The following is a 22,836-nucleotide window of genomic DNA, read 5'->3' as shown; positions in this document are numbered from 1 at the left end:
TTGATATTATATCTCGTATAGTTATATTCATTTACAAGGAGAAGCTATGATAGATACTCATGCACACCTCGATTTTCCGAATTATGACAAAGACCGTCAGCAGGTTATTTCCGAATGCCGCGATAATGGGCTGAAATTTATAGTAAATATTGGCGTCGAACTCGAATCATCAAAAGCCTCAATCAAACTGGCAGAACAATATGATTTTATTTATGCGACCGTTGGCTATCACCCGCATGATTCAAAGGACCTGACAGACTCTACGTTTGCCGAATTGAAGAAGCTGGCGAAACATCCGAAAGTAGTGGCTATCGGCGAAATCGGCCTTGATTTTTACCGTAATTTGTCGCCGCCTGAAATTCAGCAGAAAGCCTTTATAAAACAACTCGACCTTGCCGATGAGCTTAACCTGCCGGTTGTCCTGCATATCCGTCAGGCGCTCGACCAAGCCTATGAAATACTGAGCCGCAGAGAAAATAATCGCGGTATTCTTCATGCTTTTCCCGGGGATGAATTATATGCGGCTAAGGGAATTGATATGGGCTATTATCTCGGTTTTGGCGGACCGATTACCTATCCCAAGGCAAAAGGGCCAAGAGCAGCCGGGTCGGTGTCAATCTCACGGCTGGTTACCGAAACCGATTGCCCCTATCTGCCGCCTCAGCCATTTCGCGGCAAACGCAATCGGCCTGATTATATCAAGTATGTTATCGAAAAGCTAACAGGGGTATTCCCTAAGTATTCATATGAGGATATCGAAAGGATTACCGAATATAATGCCGGCAAAGTTTTGAAAATCCCTGTTGACGATTCGCCAAAGATAGTCTATAAAATCGGCGGCAGCCTGTATATCAACCTTACCATGCGCTGCACCAACAATTGCTATTTCTGCCCGAAGAACAGCAATTATCATGTTGCCGGCCATAATTTGCTTTTGAACCAAGAGCCGGAAGAAAAAGAAATCCTTCGTGGTATCGATAAACATAACGATTATAAGGAAATCGTTTTCTGCGGGCTTGGCGAACCATCAATCAGGGGAGAGCTATTGCTGTCTCTGGCAAATAAAATCAAAGGCAAAGGCATACCGTTGAGGCTTAATACTAATGGTCAGGGGAATCTGATTAATAAAACTGACTTTGCCAAGAAATTATCCGGCGTGATTGATTCTGTTAATATCAGCCTGAATGCTCACGATAAAGCTGTTTATAATGATATATGCCGGCCGCAATTTGGCGAAAATGTTTACCCGGAGATTATAAATTTCGCCAAGCGATGCCGGGCTGAAAATATAAAAGTCGTTTTCAGCGTTGTGGATTTGCCGGAAGTTGACATCTCAGCCTGCAAAGCTATTTCCGACAAGCATGGTATTCCTCTGAAAGTGAGGAAATATGTCCCGAATTAAGGCGAAAAAGAATCTGGGGCAGCATTTCCTGACCGATATAATAATAGCTCACAAGATTGTAAATTCAATTGACCCAAAGCCTGAAGATAATATTGTCGAAATAGGGTCTGGCAAGGGAGCGCTTACTGAAATATTGCTAACACATGAGTGTCAAGTAACCGCAATTGAATTTGATCGGGATTTACTGCCTGCTCTTGAAATAAAATTTGGCGATTTGAATAATTTTACTTTAATCGCAAGAAATTTTTTAGATATTGAACCCGGCGATATGCCGGCTAAGATGAAATTGATAGGCAACATTCCATATAATATTACAACTGCCATTTTGGAGAAGCTGTTTGAGTTTAAAAAGTCGGTATCATGCGCGGTTTTTATGGTTCAGTCCGAGGTTGCCGACAGGCTGACAGCCTCCCCCGGCACAAGGGCTAACGGCTCGTTTACTATGATTATGGCTGCCGGATTCGATATTAAGATATTATTTACCGTTAAGCCTGAGTCATTTAAGCCAATACCAAGAGTGGTTTCAAAAGTTATAAAATTAATACCCGTTAGTCGCGAACCTGATAATTTCGATAATTTCAAAACCTTTGTGCGGGGTTGTTTTAGCCATAAGAGAAAAACACTGGCTAATTCTATGCAAATGGGTTTGAAATTGCCGAAAGAGTATTGTGAGGCTTTGATAACGAGAATTAGCAAACATGTTAGTGTGAGACCGGAACAGTTATCTTTTGATAACTACCTGAAACTTTACGAGATGCGATGCAAGTTAGAGCAATAATATTATATTGTGTGATATGGCTGTTTATTGGTATGGCAAGCATGCTGGCAGCTGGTCCTTCATCGCTTGTTTTCGATTATTCGCAGAATAACAATACCTATAACTGGGAAAACAGCTTTAAAAGGCATTTCGATTTTGGCAGATTAAATTGCGATCTTGATGTTAATACCAACTCGACGCTTTTAAAAAATCAATATAAACGCTGGCAGGAACATCTCTGGACAACTTTTAGGGCCGACTATAGAATCATCAAGGGTTTATCGCTGGCGCCATATATGTATCATTCGAGAAGCGCTCTTCAGGAAAGAATAGTTTATACCTCGGAAATTAAATTATCTATGCCTTTCGCAAAAATAAAATATTTGAATATTAACCCTTTTATTGCCAATAGGGCGATAAAGAGAATTGGCGATGAACCTTCCGGTATCGACAAGGGGCTTGGCTATGGCGCTGCGGCAAATTCGAAACCCCTTAAAGTGTTGGGTAATAGTATAGAATCCATGGTTTCATATCATTATTATGATTTAAGTAGAATCCCTTACAGCGAGTTCAATGCCAGGCTTGGCGGATTAATTATCTGGAGTAAAGCTGATACTATTCAATGGAACCTGCGCAACTTGGAAAGCGCTAAAAGGTATTATTCAAAACCGAGTAAAACATCAAACAAGGAGGCGGCAGTTTATGAAGTTGTTCGACAGGTCAAAGTTGATCGCGGCGCTGATTACTATTTTGCAGTTGCATTACCCGGCGATATTGTCTCCAGAATGATAGGCGGCTTAGATTATATAAGTTATAAATATAATTACAATCAGGAGGCAATATTGTTGTCTCAGACTGATAATTATACGCAAAACAGAAATTTTAATCTGATGTTAGAGCGGATATTTTTCAATAAAATCAAAGTCATTACCGGCTACCGCTACAACTGGGGCGAGGAGGATTACGGCAGAAAACAGTTGGACCAGTGGCTTGAGATGGGAGAACTTTCTTTAAAAGCCTCAGCGGAAATAAGTCTTGATGACAGCGTTTTTTTTGACGGCATAGTTGGCGTAACCTCTTATTTCAAGCTCAATCAGAGTTCGATTTTTGAACGGGACCTGAAAACCCAGATTTATAATTTTCGCTGCAAGCATACTTTCAACCGATATTTTTCAGGCGAGGCAAGAGTTGGCTATAGCAATTTTTATCAGATTTACACCAGCGGTTTGAACTCGGCTAATAATAATCAAAATGAAACCTATCTTCTAAGGTCGACCTTCGATTGGTCTTTAGCCTCTTATTTTAATATCGTTCAGAGTTTTGAAATCAGGGCAAATTATATTATTTTTGATTATATTCCAAATCCGCTGGAGACACCCAGCAGGATTTTCCGAAGGGGAGCCTCTGAAACCGGTTTTAGACTTTCGCTTTCCGATAGATTTGTTGTTTCCCCGACATATATTTATCGTTATGAGGATTATGGCAAGCTTATTTGGGAAGAGTCAAACTGGCAGCAGGCAACCGGTTGGGATAGAAATTATCATAACCTTAATATAAAGATAAGCTATTGTCCATTTAGTAAAATTTGTATAGAACCTGAGTATTCATGGGAATCTAAGAAGGAATATAATCATAAACTTGGCAGTGAAATAATATTCGATAATAAACAGATTGTCCGTGAAATAAAGCTGGATGATTTTAAACAAATTGCCGCGGTCAATATTACCTGGCAATTCTCTCCTAATGAATATCTGACAGCTGGTTATAGCCGACGCAAATGGGAATATTTAGGGCAGGAGACAGATATTACCGAATTTGTAAATGTTTCAGTGAGGTATACATTTTGAAACGCATATCATTTTTGTTAGTATTAATATTGCTTGGTTTTGCCGGATGTTTGAAAAACCCGATACATACCAGAGACAGCCAAGAACCTGCCGGCAGTTCGGGAACCTGGGAGACGCCTGCTATGCCGGAAGTGGTTCTTAGCAACTTGATGTTTGCCTATAATGAGAAACATGTTCAAAACTACCAGTTGTGTTTTGGTCAGGATTTCCTTTTTTCCTCACCGGAGGACTCGATTGAGGCAGAGGCTCAAGGTTTCGGGTATCTTTATTATTTATGGAACAAGGATGTGGAGATAACAGTTACCGAGAATATATTTTCAAAATTTACTGAGGATAATAATAGCCTTGATTTAATTCTCAGCTACTCAAGCAATTATCCCGACAGTATTGGTGATACGTTAGCGGTAATCAATAGAGATTATACATTACGAGTTATTCAACCTGATTCACTTCAATCTGACACCATCCTAATTGAGGGAACAGCCGCCTTTCATCTAAGCCAACCCTCATATAATCTCTGGAGCATTTACCTATGGGAAGAAATAATTACCAGCAGAAGCGGAGACAGTTGGGCGAATTTTAAGGCTGAATACAGGAACCGTTAATGAGCATCAAACTGAAAATACTGATTTTTGCGATACTATCAATCGCCGGAGCCATACTTGTCAATTCCTGTTTTAATCCTTTTGCGCCTACTCAGGCCGAATCGAAATTTTTAGCGCCCATTTTAGACCAAAGCGATCCGGATGATTCTATTGCGGCTGCCAATGTGCTGGCTAATTTTAAATATGCTTATGAGCATAACGATATAGATGTATATGAGAATTGCCTTGATGATGATTTCGTTTTCATATATACAGACCAGGATAGATACGGTGAAATCGAAATTGTAGAGATTCCTCGCGATGGCATATCGGGCGATATTTACCGAACCAGGCGGCTTTTCGAGATATTTGATGAAATCCGGCTCGATACATGGGTGCCTATTGATAGAACACAGGAACCGGAAACCTACTCCGAACATCCGGGCGAAATCTGGGAAATATGGTATTTCAGTTTCCATTTATCTTTAAGAGATATAACCGGCAATTACAACTATGCCCGTTTTGAGGCGAACGGCTGGGCGAAATTCAAGTTGCGAAGGTCATCCGGGGGGGTCATGCGGATTCGGGTTTGGGAGGATCAATCCATTTCCAACTAATAGCTATGACTTGGATAACAAGAAATCAAAGACCCAAACAGCACACATTATGGTTAAGGCTGTTGCTTATAGTTTTAATTATTATCGCTGTTGGTTTGGTTTTGGCAAGATTTTATCCCGCCGCGTTTGAAATATTCAATTCTTCGGAAAAATTTTGTAATGGCGGCAATATCAATAATACTGATGAAATTGAAACATTTTACCTGAATATTTTAACAGAATTAAATCTTGACCAAAATGAAATTCACCATCAGCCATTGAATTTCAATAGTCAAACAAGGGATTATCCCTGCTATAGCATCCTGTGGCCAAAAGAACTGCCGTTTGTATGGTTTACATCGGAGTTGGCAAAAGCATGCCGCAGAAATAGCAGCATTATATATGAAGCCATTGAGATAAATAAGGACGGCAATCTGGCAGCTTGGCTGATTTCTCCATCGTTGAATGATACAATATCGGAGTTAGTGCTAATCTCAAGCTTTAAAGCGCAAACGAGAGTCTCATCAATATCGTTTATTTTCAAGGACTTTGTCGAGCTAAAACAGAAAAAGGCGCTGGAACTTGTTTGGCAAAATATTGCCTTTGGTTTTATACTCTATCCCGATCAGGCGCCGGGCAAAAAACTTAATCGAGCGTTAAAATCAAGCAGCGGACAGTGTATATTGGAATTGCCAAGCGCCCGGGAAGATTGGGAGATAGTTTTAAATAGCCACCGCTTGCTAAAAAATATCAAAGATAAAGAGTTGAATATGGAAAATATTTTAGCTATATTTAAAAGCTATCCTGCCTTAGATGCTTTCTATTTGCAGGCTGATACAAATTATAATCGCGAACTGGTTCGAATGATAATAGATGCAACCGAGAAACTTCACTTAACTTATATCTATCAAAACAACAATCCGAATTATATCGATTCGCTGGCCTATGCAAAGGGTTTGAAAATAAAAAGACTGATTAATACTATAGATTGCTCATATATAGCCAGCGATGAATTCAGGATGCTGGTAATTGCTCACACAAATGAATTTACAGAATTAAATAAGGGAACTTATCTAATAAGCAGCAATCCCGACAATGTAGATATTCTAATCTCCCTATTTCCGCTTTTTCAGAAAATGAATATAAAAATTGTTCCTCCCTTGCGGCATACGGAATCAGTGGAAAAATTATAAGAGTTGAGATTGGACAAATTTTAATGGGGGTCTATTGAAAGCAGACATTGGCTGGCTTGGTTCAAATCGGGGAGTTTGTTTTTTACAAATTCATCATCATAAAGCCACTGGTTAAACCGTCCAGCCAGCTGAACAGAGGTTAGCTCCTCACACCATTTTAGTTCAAAAAAATCGACAGATTTTCCCGAAATTACGCCATTCTTTATTGCCAAACGAAAATAAACTTTCATATTTTTTTCTATCGTCAAACAAAAATATTACTTGACATGTATATTTGCGTTGTTTATATTGGTATTGGCTTAGTAAAATTGTTGTAACTTCTTGGGGTTCTTCTGGAATCAGGTATGTCAAAGCAAAGCATTGGCATTCCCCAAGGCAAAGAAAATTAAAATAATAAATTTTTAACCGAACCTTTAAGGTTTAGGGAATTTATATTTAGTGTTTTGTATTTGTTTGTGTTATGTCAATAAAATTATTCTGTCGATTGCAGGAAAGTTTTCAATATTTTTACCATCATTATACAGATATATAGTCGCTTTATTATCATTGTATAGTCTATTATATAAAATCATGAATATCAGCTCGATTATTACAAATTATAATGAAAATGTTAAATATTTTAAAATTAGGGGTTCAATAATTACCGTTTAGTTGAAATTTAAGCATATAAACTGGAGACTTAAAAGTCATTTTTCAAATACTAAGATAAAAAAATATTACAATAAATGGAGTTGGAGAGCGGCTATGAAAAAATTGTTAATGTACCTTGTCATTGTTTTCCCGCTGATGTTAACAATATCAGCATTTGCAGATCCAAATGATATTAATCAACCGGATGATCCATATTATGGGGGCATAACACTTGGTGAAAGAAATAATTATCCCGATTATTTGCCTTCCACTTATTGTACTCCGACTGACACTGTAATAATATCACAGCTTGATTGCGGAGCGTTTCCTTACATCTGCGCCTATGTTGATGTGCTTGATTCACTTGGAAATCCTATAAGCGGCTTAGTTGCTGATAGTTTTTGTGTTTTTCAAGATGACAGCCCTATTGCTCCGGGGTCATTTACTGTTGAGGAAATGAACCTTGATTCATGCATAAGCTCGGTATGCCTTGTTATCGATGTTAGCGGCAGTATGGGCAGCAGTAAGATGAATGCCGCTAAAGCCGCGGCGAACACTTTTGTTGATGAAATGGATATTTATGATAGAGTAGCGATTGTTACATTCGGCAATTGTTTTAATGTTGTTCAGGATTTTACCAGCGATAAAACCCTTTTACATTCAAAAATCAATTCTATAACCTCTGGCGGTTGGACTGCGGTTTTTGACGGTATATGGAAAGGCGTAGAGCTTACTACTACCGAATTAGGCAGCAAGGCCGTAATTGCTATTTCTGACGGTATGGAGAACTATAGCCAGTTATGCGGCGGTTCGGAAACTCCGGATGGTCTCTGGATTGGTCCGCCTCCATATTGGTGGTGGCAGCATGGTACGCCTGACCCCGATGGCTGGGAGGACGACTCAACTATAATATGCGATTTGGCAAACACATCGGGTATACCTGTTTATACTATCAGTCTTGGCAGCAGTTTTGACCCGCAATACCTTATTCATATTTCAGCGGCTACCGGCGGTTCATATTATCATGCTCCTACCGGTGATGATATTGAATTTATTTATGAAGATATTAAGTACCGCATGTGCAGCCGGTATTATATTTGCTATGATAGCCCGGATACCATTCAGAACGGCGATTGGCATACTATGACAGTATGTCGTATGGATGAGTTCGGAGCTTGCAATCATTGCGATTCAAGTTCATGCCAAGAATCCGCAACTCCGGAAATTGTTAGGACACCGGAAACTGTAAACCTTGACAATACATGCCAGCAGTGGGGTACAGATGTTGAAATCTGCGCCTATGTAACTGATTTGGATACTCCTCAGGAAGATTTGGATGTAAAACTCTTTTATCGCAATTCATATATAGCCAGCTTTACCTCTGTTAATATGACACGAACTGACAGTGTCTATTGTTGCGATGTGCCAGCCAGCGAGCTTGAATGCGGCACTGACAGCATCCAGTACTATGTAACTGCATCCGATGGACAGGTAGCGGTCTCGAGTCCGCCATCAGCCGGTCCCGGCGCCCATCATGCTTTTCCAGTATGTGTGAATCACCCGCCTGTGGCTCATTGCCCTTGGGGCGCCAAATGTGATACTACATACTTTGTCTGCGATTTAAGCGAAATATGCATACCCGGATTTTACTGTACCGATCCCGATGATAATCTGGCATCCTGTGAAGCAATCGGCGGCACATTGAGCGGAGATTCCGTATGCATTACGCCTGTTGTGGGACTGAATTATATCAAATTTATCGCAACGGATGATTGCGGTTTAGCTGATACGTGTATAATCGACGTACGAGTTATTTTAAACAGGCCGCCCCAAGCTTCATGCCCTGATGATACTTCGCTGTTTATGTGTGATTTGGACGAGATATGTTTGACCGGTTTTAACGCTAGTGATCCTGATAATAACATAGTATCACAAATTGTTAGTATCGGTACCTTAAACTGTAATACGGTTTGTTTTACTCCGACTGTGGGATTAAATACTATTACCTTTACTGTTATTGATGCTTGCGGCGATTCTGCCGAATGCAGCACTGACGTAACAGTTTCCTTAAATAGCCCGCCTCAAGTAAGCTGTCCGAATGACACTTCATTATTCGTATGTGATCTAAGCGAAATATGCTTGCCCGGGTTTACGGTAAGTGATAATGATGATAATATAAATTCAATTGATGTTAGCCTTGGGACTTACGATAATGGAACTGTCTGCTTTACGCCAGCTGCCGGATTAAACACTATTACTCTTACTGCAGTTGATGAGTGCGGCGATAGCGTTGTTTGTGAAACCGATGTTAATATCACTCTTAACAGCCCGCCTTCAGCTAACTGCACATGGGGCGGTTCTAAACCGGGCGTAGGGGATACGACAGTATTTGTCTGCAATCTTAATGATATCTGTTTGTCCGGTTTCTCGTGCACCGATCCCGATGACAACCTGGCTTCCTGCACCGCAATCGGCGGTACATTAGACGGCAATTCTATCTGTTTTACGCCTTCAGAGGGAATTAACACCATTAAGTTAGTTGCCTTAGATGAATGCGGCGAGGCAGATACTCTTACCAGAACCGTAAATGTCGGATTAAACAGCGCGCCATCGGCAGCTTGTCCTGGTGATACTTCGCTGTTTGTTTGCGATTTAAACGAGCTTTGCCTGCCCGGTTTCAACGTCAGCGATAATGATGATAATATATCATCCGTAAATGTATCCTTGGGTGTTCTCGATAACGGAACAGTCTGTTTTACACCTGCTGAGGGTCTAAATACAATCGCCTTAACTGTAACCGATGAATGCGGCGAGACAGACCAATGCACAACAGATGTTGCAGTCGCTCTAAATAGCGCGCCGGTGGTTTCATGTCCGAATGATACATCGCTGTTTGTTTGTGATGACAGTGAAATCTGCTTACCGGGATTTTCCTATTCGGATACCGATAACAATATTGCCTCGGCTACTGCTGTTGGCGGTACCTTAAACGGCAATTCAATATGCTTTACTCCAGCATCCGGCAATAACACGCTTAAGCTTATTGTAGCTGATGAATGCGGTGAAATCGATTCTTGCCAAACAAATGTTAATATCACTTTTAATACTGCCCCTGTTTGCGATATACCAAATGATACAACTTTTCTTGTTTTTGGCGATACAACTTTCAGCTTCCCCGTTTCGGCTACTGATGCTGACGGCAACTTAGATGGCTGTGCTAAAACAAGCGGGGTCGGCAGTTTCGATGGTTCTGATTGGACTTTCACCACTTCCGGTCAAGGTGTATATTCGGCAACATTCGAATGTACGGATGATTGCGGCGCCTCATGTTCCGGCACATTAAATATTACAGTAAACTACAATAGCGCCCCGGTTTGTAATCTGCCTGATGATTCCACATATTTTGTCTGCGATGATACTACTTTTAGCTTCATAGTTTCGGCGACCGATGATGATGAAAACTTGGTTGGCTGTACTAAGACTTCAGGACCAGGCACATTGGTTGATACGGTTTGGACATTCACGACAACTGGTCCGGGTGTATATACTGCCGAATTCGAATGTGAGGATATAGGCGGCGCCACATGTTATGGCATGGTCAATATTACAGTCAATTACAACAGCGCGCCGGTTTGCATCGTCCCTGATGATGAGACTTATTTAGTTTGCGGCGACTCTGCCTTTAGTTTCTCAATCTCGGCCAGTGATGTTGACAACAATCTTGACGGCTGCGCAAAAACATCCGGTGATGGCAGCTTTGACGGCTCAACCTGGAGCTTCACATCAACCGGAGCCGGTATTTATTCCGCAGTGTTTGAGTGTGAGGATGAATGCGGCGAAACATGTTCAGAAACCGTGAGTATTACCGTTGATTATAATAGCGCGCCGGCTGCCTCATGCCCGAATGATACCTCGATATTTGTCTGTACTCTTGACCAGATTTGTCTTGCCGGCTTTACCGCCAGCGACGCTGATGATAATATTACTTCTAAGGTAGTGGATAACGGCACATTAACTACTGGCACGGTTTGTTTCACACCGGCAGCGGGTCTTAACACGATTACCTACACGGTAACCGATGCCTGCGGCGAAACAGATCAATGCGTTACTAATGTTACGGTAACCCTGAATAGTCCGCCGGCGGCGTCATGTCCGAATGATACCTCGATATTTGCCTGTGATTTAAGCGATATCTGCCTGCCGGGCTTTAGTTCCAGTGATGCAGATGGCAATATCACCTCGGAGGTTGTCGATAATGGCACGTTGAATGCCGGTACAGTATGTTTCACACCGACAGCGGGTCTTAACGCGATAACCTACACGGTAACGGATGCCTGCGGCGATTATGATGACTGCACGGTTAACGTTACGGTAACAGTCAACAGCCCGCCGGAAGCTTCCTGTCCGTGGGATGCCCGCCCCGGATTTGCCGACACGACAATCTTTGTTTGTGTTTTAGATGAGATTTGCATATCGGGCTTCTCATGCAGCGACCCTGATGGCAACCTTGCCTCGTGCAGTGCGATAGGCGGAACGCTGGTTGGCAATTCGATATGTTTCACGCCGGTGGAGGGCAATAACACTATCAAACTGGTGGCAATTGATGATTGCGGCGAGGCTGATACCTGTGATGCGGTAATAGGCATAGTATTAAACAGTCCGCCGTCAGCATCGTGTCCGAATGATACATCGTTGTTTGTCTGCGACCTGAGTGATATTTGTCTATCCGGATTCAGCGCCAGCGACCCTGATGATAATATTTTATCAACGGAGGTTGATTTAGGTGTTCTGGATAATGGCACGGTATGTTTTACTCCGGTTGCTGGTTTGAACACGATAACTTATACGGTAACGGATTCTTGTAATGAGACAGATGAGTGTACGGTTAATGTTACGGCAGTGCTTAACAGTCCGCCGTCAGCCTCATGTCCGAATGACACCTCGATGTTTGTTTGTGATTTGAATGAGATATGCTTGCCGGGCTTTACGGCCAGCGATGCTGACGATAACATAACATCGATTGTGGTCGATAATGGCACTCTAACCGGCAATTCGGTATGCTTCGATCCAACGGCAGGGCTAAATACTATCAACTATATCGTTACCGATGCTTGCGGCGAAAGCGATACTTGCACAACTAATATTAGCATTACTTTAAACAGCCCGCCATCAGCTAACTGCACATGGGGCGGCGGAAGACCCGGAGCAGGTGATACATTATTGTTTGTTTGCGAGCTTGATGAAATATGTTTAGGTGGATTTTCATGCACTGATCCCGATAACAACCTCTTGTCTTGCGAAGCAATAGGTGGAACCTTAAGCGGTGATGCAATCTGTTTCACGCCGGTTGAGGGAATCAATGTAATCGAATTGGTTGCTCTTGATGAATGCGGCGAAGCTGATACTTTGAGCCGAACGGTTAATGTAACATTAAATAGCCCGCCGATAGCCGCCTGCCCCGATGACACAACTATGTTAGTTTGCGATCTTAGCGAAATATGTTTATCAGGTTTCGTTAGCAGCGATGTTGATGATAATATCATCTCAAAGAGCGTAAGTTTCGGCACTCTAAATGGCACATCCGCCTGCTTTATTCCAACAGAGGGTTTAAATACTATTATGTTTATCGTAACCGATGAATGCGGCGAAGCAGATACCTGTTCTACTGATATTACTGTAAATGTTAATAATCCGCCAACTGCCGAATGTCCTGGCGATTCGACAATATTCGTATGTAATATTCATGATATTTATTTGCCGGGATTCACATGTAGTGACCCTGATGGCAATCTCGATAACTGCGAAGTTATAGGCGGCACATTAAGCGGTAATATTGTTCATTTCACCCCTGTTGAAGGCTTAAATACTATCAAGTTGGTTGCTGCCGATGAATGCGGCGAAACCGATACATGCGAAACTAATGTTACGGTAATTCAAAATAGCGCTCCGGTGGCAGCATGTCCGAATGATACTACTTTAGCTGTTTGCAGCTTAAGCAGTATCTGCATACCGGGATTTTCTGACAGTGATGCTGATAATAATATAACTTCAAGAACTGTCAGCTTAGGTACTTTGGATGCCGGCACGGTTTGTTTCACACCGGCAGCGGGTCTTAACACGATTACCTACACGGTAACCGATGCCTGCGGCGAAACAGATCAATGCGTTACTAATGTTACGGTAACCCTGAATAGTCCGCCGGCGGCGTCATGTCCGAATGATACCTCGATATTTGCCTGTGATTTAAGCGATATCTGCCTGCCGGGCTTTAGTTCCAGTGATGCAGATGGCAATATCACCTCGGAGGTTGTCGATAATGGCACGTTGAATGCCGGTACAGTATGTTTCACACCGACAGCGGGTCTTAACGCGATAACCTACACGGTAACGGATGCCTGCGGCGATTATGATGACTGCACGGTTAACGTTACGGTAACAGTCAACAGCCCGCCGGAAGCTTCCTGTCCGTGGGATGCCCGCCCCGGATTTGCCGACACGACAATCTTTGTTTGTGTTTTAGATGAGATTTGCATATCGGGCTTCTCATGCAGCGACCCTGATGGCAACCTTGCCTCGTGCAGTGCGATAGGCGGAACGCTGGTTGGCAATTCGATATGTTTCACGCCGGTGGAGGGCAATAACACTATCAAACTGGTGGCAATTGATGATTGCGGCGAGGCTGATACCTGTGATGCGGTAATAGGCATAGTATTAAACAGTCCGCCGTCAGCATCGTGTCCGAATGATACATCGTTGTTTGTCTGCGACCTGAGTGATATTTGTCTATCCGGATTCAGCGCCAGCGACCCTGATGATAATATTTTATCAACGGAGGTTGATTTAGGTGTTCTGGATAATGGCACGGTATGTTTTACTCCGGTTGCTGGTTTGAACACGATAACTTATACGGTAACGGATTCTTGTAATGAGACAGATGAGTGTACGGTTAATGTTACGGCAGTGCTTAACAGTCCGCCGTCAGCCTCATGTCCGAATGACACCTCGATGTTTGTTTGTGATTTGAATGAGATATGCTTGCCGGGCTTTACGGCCAGCGATGCTGACGATAACATAACATCGATTGTGGTCGATAATGGCACTCTAACCGGCAATTCGGTATGCTTTACACCTTCAATAGGACTTAATACGATAACTTATACCGTTACTGATGCTTGTAGTGAAGTTGATCAATGTGCCACGAATATAACGATATCTCTTAATAGCGATCCGGTTTGCAATCTGCCATCTGATGAAAGCCATCATATTTATGGTGATTCAACTTTCAGCTACCCTGTATCAGCAACTGATGTTGATGACAATCTCGTTGGTTGTTCAATGATTTCGGGAGCTGGCAGTTTCGATGGTTCGACGTGGACTTTCACGGCAACAAGCTCGGGTATATATTCCGCTGCTTTCGAATGTACCGATGAGTGCGGCGCTGCTTGCTCGGGCACTGTTAATATAACAATTACAATGAACAATGCTCCCGAATGTCACTTGCCGGATGATGCTTATTTCTTTATATGTAACGACTCGACTTTTAGCTTCCCTGTTTATGCAACCGATGATGACAGCGATTTAGTTGGCTGTACTCTTACCGGTGGTATGGGCAGCTATGACGGTACTAATTGGACATTTACTACTTCAGGCTCCGGCATTTACTGGGCATCATTCGAATGTGAAGATGCTGGCGGTGAATCTTGTATCGGTACTGTCAACATGACGATTGACCTTAATGATGCGCCTGTGTGTCAGGTGCCTGATGATGCCTCCTATCTTGTCTGCGATGATACAACATTCAGCATCCCGATTACAGCCGTCGATGATGACGATAACCTGAGCGGCTGCATTAAAGTTCTGGGCGATGGTAATTTTGACGGTTCCAGTTGGACATTCAATACAACCGGTCAGGGGGCTTTCTCGGCGATATTTGAATGCGAGGATGAATGCGGCGAAACCTGCGCCGATAGCATTACTATAATAATTAACTACAATACTCCTCCAGTATGCGATATCCCTGATAACCAATCATTCTTTGTTTGTGATGACACTACATTCGGTTTTGCTATCTCGGCAACCGATATTGATAATAACCTCGTTGGCTGTTCTAAGACATCCGGTCCGGGTAGTTTTGACGGCTCAACCTGGACTTTCACAACTGACAGCGAAGGTGTTTATACGGGAATATTCGAATGTGAGGATGCTTGCGGAGAGACCTGCATAGATACGCTCGAAATTACTGTCGATTACAACAGCCCGCCTGAATGCAGCATGCCGGATGATAATAGCTACTTCATCTGCTTCGATTCCACATTCAGCTTCCCTGTTTCGGCAGCCGATGAGGATGATAATCTCGTTGGCTGTTCAATGCTTCCGGGCGGCGATGGTAATTTTGACGGTTCAAATTGGACTTTTACAACTTCAGGTTCGGGTGTTTATTCCGCTGTATTCGAATGCGAGGATGAATGCGGAGCTGTTTGTGCCGCAAATAAATCGCGTTCGACAACTGTGAATATCACTGTAACTGTAAATAGCGCTCCCGAGGTAACCTGCGTTGATGATACAACCATAGCGGTATGCGACTTGAGCGAGCTATGTATTTCAGGTTTCAACTATAACGATGTTGATAACAACATCAATAACGTTAATGTCAATACAGGCACTATCGTCGGCAGTACGGTATGCTTTACTCCAGTTGAGGGATTAAATACCCTTATACTTACTGTTATCGATGATTGCGGACTTGCGGCTGTTTGCACAACAGACGTAACAATAAATCTCAATACTCCTCCGCTGGTAAATTGTCCTCCGGATGATCAGATAAGATTGGGCAGTATTGATACTGTTTGTCTGTCAGAATTCTATGTACACGATTATGAAGATAACCTTGATACAGCGTTTTCCAACATTGGTATATTCTATCCGAATGAAGAGATGGTCTGCTTCTTACCTGATACCGGAATAAATACAATCATTCTTACGGCCATTGATGACTGCGGTGAAGTTAGCGTCTGCACTACTCTGATAGATATTGAAATCGAAAATTGTCCCGAATTCTTAAATGACTCGCTTACCGTAATGTGTATATACGAAAACTTCTGCGATACTCTGGAGGCTATAGATGTCGACGGCGACTATATTGTCGTTACCGCTAACTATGGAGAAATCACAACATTAGTGGATGAACCGGGATATTGGCTTGGCGTTTACTGTTTCACGGTACCTGATTCTGCCTGCGGCGAGCATATGGAATTCGATGTAGTTATAACCGCCTGTGATGGAATTTGCGATGATAACATCGGCTACAATCTTACTATTCTTGGCTATATTGATTACTACATAGATGAAGATGTGATGATTGCGCCGGGTCTATCAGGAACTGTCGGTATTTATCTTAATACGTATGATTGCGTGTGTATCGGCGGCTTAACGATGGTGATTCACTGGGATCCATCAGTGTTAGTATTGCAAAACGCATTGATTACTGAAAATCTCGATTTTGGCAATGAGTATAATCACTTTACGTATGATATTTTTGGCCCTGGTACTATCAAGTTTAGTTATATAGCTGATCTAAACGATCAGGTTTATCATGGACCGTTGTGCGATATCGATCCCAATGAACCAATATTAAACTTGCAATTCTTGCTGGTTCCGCAGGAATACCCGGATGACATCAGCATACCGATTTGTTTCTTTCATGAAGAAAGTATCAATGATAATGCTGTTGCCGATTCAACAGGGTATCATGTCTGGTATGGCGATGGCTGCAGTGATGCTCCCGACAGCAGCCAGTTTGGAACATTCCTGCTAAATCTCTATTGCGGTTCGGTACGAGTATTGGACGATTGTAATCCTATTATCGGCGATATAAATATGAATCGCTACCCATTCGAATTAGGTGATGCTATGACTATGGCAAACCACCTTATCGATCCTATCGGTTATCCATTTACCGAAAACCAGATGTGGGCATCCGATGTTAACCAAGACGGCTATAGGGCAACAGTAGCTGACTTAATTTTTATGATTAATGTGGTAAATGGCAGTAACAGCAACCCGAAATTAGTACCGGTTGAAACCAGGCCAGTTGAACTTATTATCGAGCAAAATGAAAATGACGAGACCATTATTAAATTCAACTCCGAATTTAATATTGGCGGTTTGCTCCTCGAATTGCCGATTTCGGAAGACATTGATTGCAATCTACAATTAAACAACGACCTTGATATGGAAGTTGAACTTAAGCAATACGATGAGTCAATGCGCTTATGCGTTTATGATCTCGAAAGCAAAGTAATACAATCCGGAACCACCGAACTTATGAGAATGATGCTGCCTAAGGGCGTTAAGCTTACGCCATCTCTTATGTCATTTTCTGATGGTAATGGCTGTCTGATTAATACTTTGCTTAAACGCGAAGTTCCGCTGCCGGAACAATTCAGTATTGTATGTTGTTATCCTAATCCATTTAATCCGACAACCACAATTGAGTTTGCGCTTCCTGTTGCCGATAATGTTACTTTAAATATCTACGATATCAGCGGTCGATTAGTTAAGGAACTTGCTTCCGGTCAGCTCAAGGCTGGTTATCATTATATAAGCTGGAACGGAATTAACGACGCTGGCAAGAATACAGCCTCGGGAATTTATTTCGCCAAGCTTAAATCAAATAATGAAATCCAAAATGTAAGCATTAAAAAACTCGTATTACTAAAATAGAGTATTTGGAGAGCTTAGAAGGCAACCCAAACTAAGCAAAGATTAATAGAGGGAAATATTGTTATTTCCCTCTATAATAAAAACACTTTCAAACCCCTTTTACCGGAAGGGGTATTTTCTAAAATCTATCGTTTGCTTTTATTTTATTTTATCTAAGAAGTTGCGAACTTTTGTATCAGATGGTTTTATATCAAGATACTTTTCCAGATAGATACAGGCATTAGCAGTATCATTTAGTATTTGACTAAAAATCAGACCGATGTTAAGCATCAAGTCAGTATTATCAGGGTCATAATTCAATGCCCTTATATAGCTGCCAATAGCGTTATGATAGTCTTTCGAAGCAAGATGGTTATTGCCTCTATCCTTATAGAGATTTGAGATATTAAAAGTTATATCCTGCCGTGTGGAAGCTGTAATTATCGGTTTCTCAAGCGCTTTTATATATGTTCTATGAGCCAATTCCAGATAACCGCCGCTTCGGAAATAAATGCCGAGGTTGTTTAAAACCACTGCCCTCGGTTCATTTTCCAGGCGGTTAAGAGCCAGGTTAAAGGCGGCAAAAGCGGCAGTCGTGTCGTATGGTTCTTCGGTTAAACATTTCTCACCTCGGGCAAGATCGAGATTAACAAGCAATTGGCGCGATAAAACATCCCCCGGTTTATAATCAATCGGATATTTTGAAATATTTGGAGAATTAGCCTGCTTGTTGTTTATGGAATATAAAATCCCATAAGAATAAAATGGTTCGGAAATATTCAGCCACTCTGGTTCATAAGCATAATGGTTTTTAACCAGATACTTGTTTTCAGCGGCGTTATTTATTATGGCTAACCTGGCATTGTAATAATCAGTATACTTAATGCCGGTTAACTGCGAAGCATCATTTAAAAGAGCGCTGAGCCTTATAGAACGATCATATACCTTTACCTGCTTCCTATAGCCCTCAACATAACGCAAGTAAAGCGTACCAAAAGAATTAATATCGCCGGCTGTAAACAAGATACCGCTTTCGGCGCTATCGAGAATATATTTGGAGTAATCCTCATAAAGAGTATAATCAGATTTGTTCTGCGTATTGTAATTAATAACAAGCAGTATCAAACAAGCAATTGAACATGCTGAGTATATGCTATACCGCACAAGCGACGACAAAGAAAAGCTTTCAAGCCAGACGAAAACATTGCTCATCAACAGCAAAGCAGCAAATAATGCAGGAATATTATACGGCTCATAATTGACCTCCAGAAGTGATGACGATAAAAACAATAGCGCCGCCAGCATTAACAAGACACCGATGGTTTGAGTTCTGCTTTTTATTAGGCCGATAATTGTTCCGATTACCGACATTACCAGCCCGATCCACCACCATGATTTAATAATCGAAATGAAAAACAGCTTTATACTAATTAAAATATTATCCCATGAGTATCCCAACCAGCCGCTGTATTGGCTTAAGGTCATATGATGAATCAACGCTTTAATATTACTCGGATTTCCCCAGTTGGAAAGCGGATCGCATGATGAGCGAACCAGCAAGTACAAATAGATACTGCCGGTAATAATGAGTATGCAAATTAAATAAGGGTATATATTCCATCGCTTATATATTTTTTCTTTTATAAAAAGGTAGATTAATACCGGTAAAATCGCCAAAGCGGAGGGATGATTAGTCATTGCCAAACCGAATAAATAGACTATTATAAGCCATCTTCTTTTATGATTGCTTTCAATTGCCAGAAAGATTAAAGCAATTAACAGCATATTGAAAGTATAAATCTCAACCCCGGCAGTTTCAGACCAAAACAGCGGAGTAAATGCCCATATCAGGCTCAATATCATCGCTGGCCATTGATTTAGATAACGTCTAAAAAGGTAGTATATTGTTGTTGCAACCGCCGCTGCAATCAGCGTATTAAACAGATTGGCGGCATACATTGGACGTAAAAATGATGTGAATATTAAGAATGATTTGCCAAGTATCGTAAACAATGGATAGCCGGGAGGATGACAAATACCGAGAGTTTTCAAAGCCAGTGAAAATTCCCCCGAATCGCCAATCCAGATAGAACGGCAGGTAGTTGTATAATATACTATCAGCGCTATTAGTCCGGGTATAAGGCCGGCATATTTTTTCATTATCATATTTCCGGTGAATCAACGTTATTCATCATTTGATATTATATATGGAATATGATATTGAGAGCAAGAAGAAAGAGATAAGGATTTCCCCAAAAATGTTTAGTTCATCATAAGTCAGTCATACGGCATATCTGAGACAGTAGGCTCCTCTGGATTTTACGACCTGTCTGGGTCATACGACCCCCAGTCTGAGTTCTATGCTATTATTCCTCTCTTGAGAGGGGTTAGGGGTGTGCTATTAATGCTAAATGTTCAATATAATTCCGAATATTTTTATAATTTATTTGCCGCTCTGCATCTGTCAATTTTCATTCCGCTATGAACTAACACAACTTGAAATCACAGCTGTTTAAAATCTGAATATTGTAGATGCACTCAATGCCCAATTATAAAATACGCCGGGTATAATGCACATTATCAAAACAACTATAACGCTTATGCCAAGGCTAACCTTAACCATACCCGAAAGAGAAATGGCCGTATTTTCTTCAGGTTGATGAAACATCATTACTCTAACGACATTCATATAATAAAACAGCGATATTACGGATGTTATAACAGCTATGACAACCAGCCAATACAAGCCTTCTTTAACGGCGGCGGCAAAAAGCCAGTACTTTGCGAAAAAACCGGCTGTTGGTGGTATACCAGACAGCGAGAGCATAAATATTGACATAATAATTGCGGCAACTGGCGAACGTTTCATAAGGCCGCAATAATCCTTAATCTGGTCGGAACCGGTATCATTTGAAAAGGCAATCACGATAATAAAAGCGCCAATATTAGCGAACAGGTAAGCAATTAAGAATATCATCATGGAACCAACCGATAAATCAATTCCAGCCGCTAAAGCAACTAAAACATACCCCACCTGAGCAATTGATGAATAAGCCAGCATTCGCTTGATATTTTTCTGCAAAAGGGCAACAACATTACCAATCACCATTGCCAGTATCGCTACAACCTCGAGGATAATCACCCATTCGGATTTGGCAATTAACAGCGACTCGAAGAATAATCTTACAAAAGCGGTTAAACCGGCGGCTTTTGATGCTACCGACAGGAAAGCAGTAACCGGTGTCGGCGCACCCTCGTAAACATCCGGTGCCCACATATGGAAAGGCGCGGCGGCAAGCTTGAACCCAAAGCCAGCCATAAACATTATTATAGCAAAATAGGTCGCCAGATTTGTATCCGGGCCAAGGAACAGACGTTTGCCGATTTCGCTCATGACAGTCGTTCCGGTCAAGCCATAGATAAGCGAAAGTCCGTATAGTAAAATTCCGGAAGAGACAGCTCCCAAAATCAGATATTTAAGGCCTGCTTCGGTTGATTTTAAGTCTTTCTTCCTGTATGCCGCCAGAATATATAGAGAAATTGTCGACAGTTCTAAGGCAACATACATTGAAATCAGCTCGCCTGCAGATGATAAAAACATCATACCAGTTGTGCATAATAATAGAAGGGAGAAAAACTCGCCCTGGTGAATCAGCCTTTTAGCGATGTAATCAATCGAACCCATTATAGTAAGCGCGGCTGACAGGATAAAAATAAGCTTGAATGCTCGCGCATAATCATCGACAATAAATGTTTGTCCGAAGAAAGTGCCGCTTGAAGTATTCATTGAAAGAGCTAAGGCTGCTAACAATCCAATAATAGATAATATCCCCAATGTTCGAGGGCTTTTATCCTGCTTTTTTATACCGAGAAATAGAATCAATAACGACCATAAAAATAAAAATACTTCCGGCGCTATCAGTCTGAAATTAATATCTGCAAAGTCCATTTTAACATCCTGCCTTTATTACAATTGCAATCTATCTGTGCTCTAATACTCTATCATATATTTCAGCCTGCTGATTAACAATCGTCTCGACTGAAAAACGTTTATGCGCATCCTTATATGCCGTTTCAACAAGTTTATCACTGAACTCTTTATCAGTTAAAACTTTCTTAATTGAGACAGCTAAACCATCGACATCTTTTTCCTGAAGAAGAATGCCATTATAGCCATCAATAACAACCTCGCTTACGCCGCCATTATCGAAAGCTATTACAGGCAGTTTAAAATGCATCGACTCTAACAGCACCAGCCCCAAGCCTTCTTTTTCGCCTTGTTCATCTGTAATCGAGGGCAGAACGAAAACATCGGCGTTCTTATATTCTTGTTCAAGCTGTTCATCGCTTATAATAAGTTCCAAGCGAAAATCCAAGCCCTTGGCTCTTTCTCTCAGCCGGTTTTCCTCGGGGCCAATACCGATAATAACCAGCTTCAAATCCATGCCCTCATCAACTAGCTTACGCATCGCATCTATAAGATAAATCTGTCCTTTGCGCGGCACTAACCGCCCTACGGTTAAAACAGTCGATTGCATGGGTAAACAACCTCGGCGTCGGGATAAATTAAATCAACATATTCTTTGATTGACTTCGATATGGCTATAACCGATTTAGCCCGATTAAAAATTATCCGGGCAACCAAACGTAAAATCGGATTTGTTTTAATTAAAAAACCATCGCTGTATACTGAAACAACATGGGGTATGCCAGTAAATACGGATGTTATATGGCCAACTAAGCCAGCCGGGACAAACCAGTGGCTATGAATAATATCGGGTTTCATGTCTCTGGCGATAATCAGGCATTTGTAGGTGTAGCTAATAAAATAAAATATTGCTAATAATTGATACAATATATTAAATTTCCGTACTTTGGCAAAAAGACTTGATGTATATGAAAATTTCTCTAACGATTTAAAAAAATATCCAAAATATACCAACTTAACACCGTTTCTTTCAGGCAAAGCCTTTTCGTGACGGGGTACCAGTATTATCATATTATATTGTTTAGCCAAATTTTCCGCCCATATTCCCAGAAAAGGAGCCATCGTGCAGCCTTCAAACCGCGGATAAAGATGAGTGATAACCAAAATGGTTCTCTTCCTCTGCTGGCTCGACATAGCT

12 protein-coding genes are annotated in these 22,836 nt (G+C 41.5%); 7 read left to right on the top strand and 5 right to left on the bottom strand.

Annotated features, from left to right (window positions below):
* The first annotated feature begins 46 nt into the window (after window positions 1-46).
* Genes J7K40_13585 through J7K40_13560 form a run of 6 tightly spaced genes read left to right on the top strand, consistent with a single transcriptional unit; the run spans window position 47 to window position 6,379 of the window.
* Window positions 47-1,402 (top strand): YchF/TatD family DNA exonuclease, encoded by a 1,356-nt coding sequence (locus J7K40_13585; protein ID MCD6163427.1) that lies wholly within the window; start codon window positions 47-49, stop codon window positions 1,400-1,402.
* Window positions 1,389-2,180 (top strand): ribosomal RNA small subunit methyltransferase A, encoded by a 792-nt coding sequence (rsmA, locus tag J7K40_13580; GenBank protein ID MCD6163426.1) that lies wholly within the window; start codon window positions 1,389-1,391, stop codon window positions 2,178-2,180. Before J7K40_13585 ends, rsmA begins: the two co-directional genes overlap by 14 nt.
* On the top strand, window positions 2,162-4,006 hold the full coding sequence (locus tag J7K40_13575) for a hypothetical protein (GenBank protein MCD6163425.1): 1,845 nt from the start codon (window positions 2,162-2,164) through the stop codon (window positions 4,004-4,006). The genes rsmA and J7K40_13575 overlap by 19 nt, the downstream gene beginning before the upstream one ends.
* Window positions 4,003-4,611, top strand: coding sequence for a hypothetical protein (locus tag J7K40_13570; GenBank protein MCD6163424.1), 609 nt, complete (start codon window positions 4,003-4,005; stop codon window positions 4,609-4,611). Before J7K40_13575 ends, J7K40_13570 begins: the two co-directional genes overlap by 4 nt.
* On the top strand, window positions 4,611-5,207 hold the full coding sequence (locus J7K40_13565; protein MCD6163423.1) for a hypothetical protein: 597 nt from the start codon (window positions 4,611-4,613) through the stop codon (window positions 5,205-5,207). Before J7K40_13570 ends, J7K40_13565 begins: the two co-directional genes overlap by 1 nt.
* Before the next feature lie 5 nt (window positions 5,208-5,212).
* Window positions 5,213-6,379 (top strand): hypothetical protein, encoded by a 1,167-nt coding sequence (locus tag J7K40_13560; GenBank protein MCD6163422.1) that lies wholly within the window; start codon window positions 5,213-5,215, stop codon window positions 6,377-6,379.
* Window positions 6,380-6,399: 20 nt separating this feature from the next.
* On the opposite strand, the gene J7K40_13555 is transcribed toward J7K40_13560, so the two are convergent.
* Window positions 6,400-6,609: a hypothetical protein gene (locus tag J7K40_13555; protein MCD6163421.1), complete on the bottom strand. Its 210-nt coding sequence runs from the start codon at window positions 6,607-6,609 to the stop codon at window positions 6,400-6,402.
* Window positions 6,610-7,123: 514 nt separating this feature from the next.
* Between J7K40_13555 and J7K40_13550 the strand changes: the two genes are divergently transcribed.
* Window positions 7,124-17,731, top strand: coding sequence for a VWA domain-containing protein (locus J7K40_13550; GenBank protein MCD6163420.1), 10,608 nt, complete (start codon window positions 7,124-7,126; stop codon window positions 17,729-17,731).
* Window positions 17,732-17,869: 138 nt separating this feature from the next.
* Here the strand turns inward: J7K40_13550 and J7K40_13545 are convergent, their stop codons facing one another.
* The 4 genes from J7K40_13545 to J7K40_13530 all read right to left on the bottom strand — a co-directional run bounded on the left by J7K40_13545 (window position 17,870) and on the right by J7K40_13530 (window position 22,832).
* The gene (locus J7K40_13545; protein ID MCD6163419.1) at window positions 17,870-19,870 is read right to left on the bottom strand and encodes a DUF2723 domain-containing protein; all 2,001 of its coding nucleotides are present in this window, start codon (window positions 19,868-19,870) and stop codon (window positions 17,870-17,872) included.
* Between the two features lie 352 nt (window positions 19,871-20,222).
* On the bottom strand, window positions 20,223-21,659 hold the full coding sequence (locus J7K40_13540) for an NADH-quinone oxidoreductase subunit N (protein ID MCD6163418.1): 1,437 nt from the start codon (window positions 21,657-21,659) through the stop codon (window positions 20,223-20,225).
* Window positions 21,660-21,690: 31 nt separating this feature from the next.
* On the bottom strand, window positions 21,691-22,248 hold the full coding sequence (locus tag J7K40_13535) for a glycosyltransferase family 4 protein (GenBank protein MCD6163417.1): 558 nt from the start codon (window positions 22,246-22,248) through the stop codon (window positions 21,691-21,693).
* Window positions 22,230-22,832 (bottom strand): glycosyltransferase, encoded by a 603-nt coding sequence (locus J7K40_13530; GenBank protein MCD6163416.1) that lies wholly within the window; start codon window positions 22,830-22,832, stop codon window positions 22,230-22,232. Before J7K40_13530 ends, J7K40_13535 begins: the two co-directional genes overlap by 19 nt.
* Between the last annotated feature and the right edge of the window lie 4 nt (window positions 22,833-22,836).

The organism is Candidatus Zixiibacteriota bacterium (assembly GCA_021159005.1).
Classification (GTDB): Bacteria; Zixibacteria; MSB-5A5; order UBA10806; family 4484-95; genus JAGGSN01.
The sequence above is the reverse complement of the archived record's forward strand: the minus strand, read 5'-3'. Positions and strand labels throughout refer to the sequence as shown.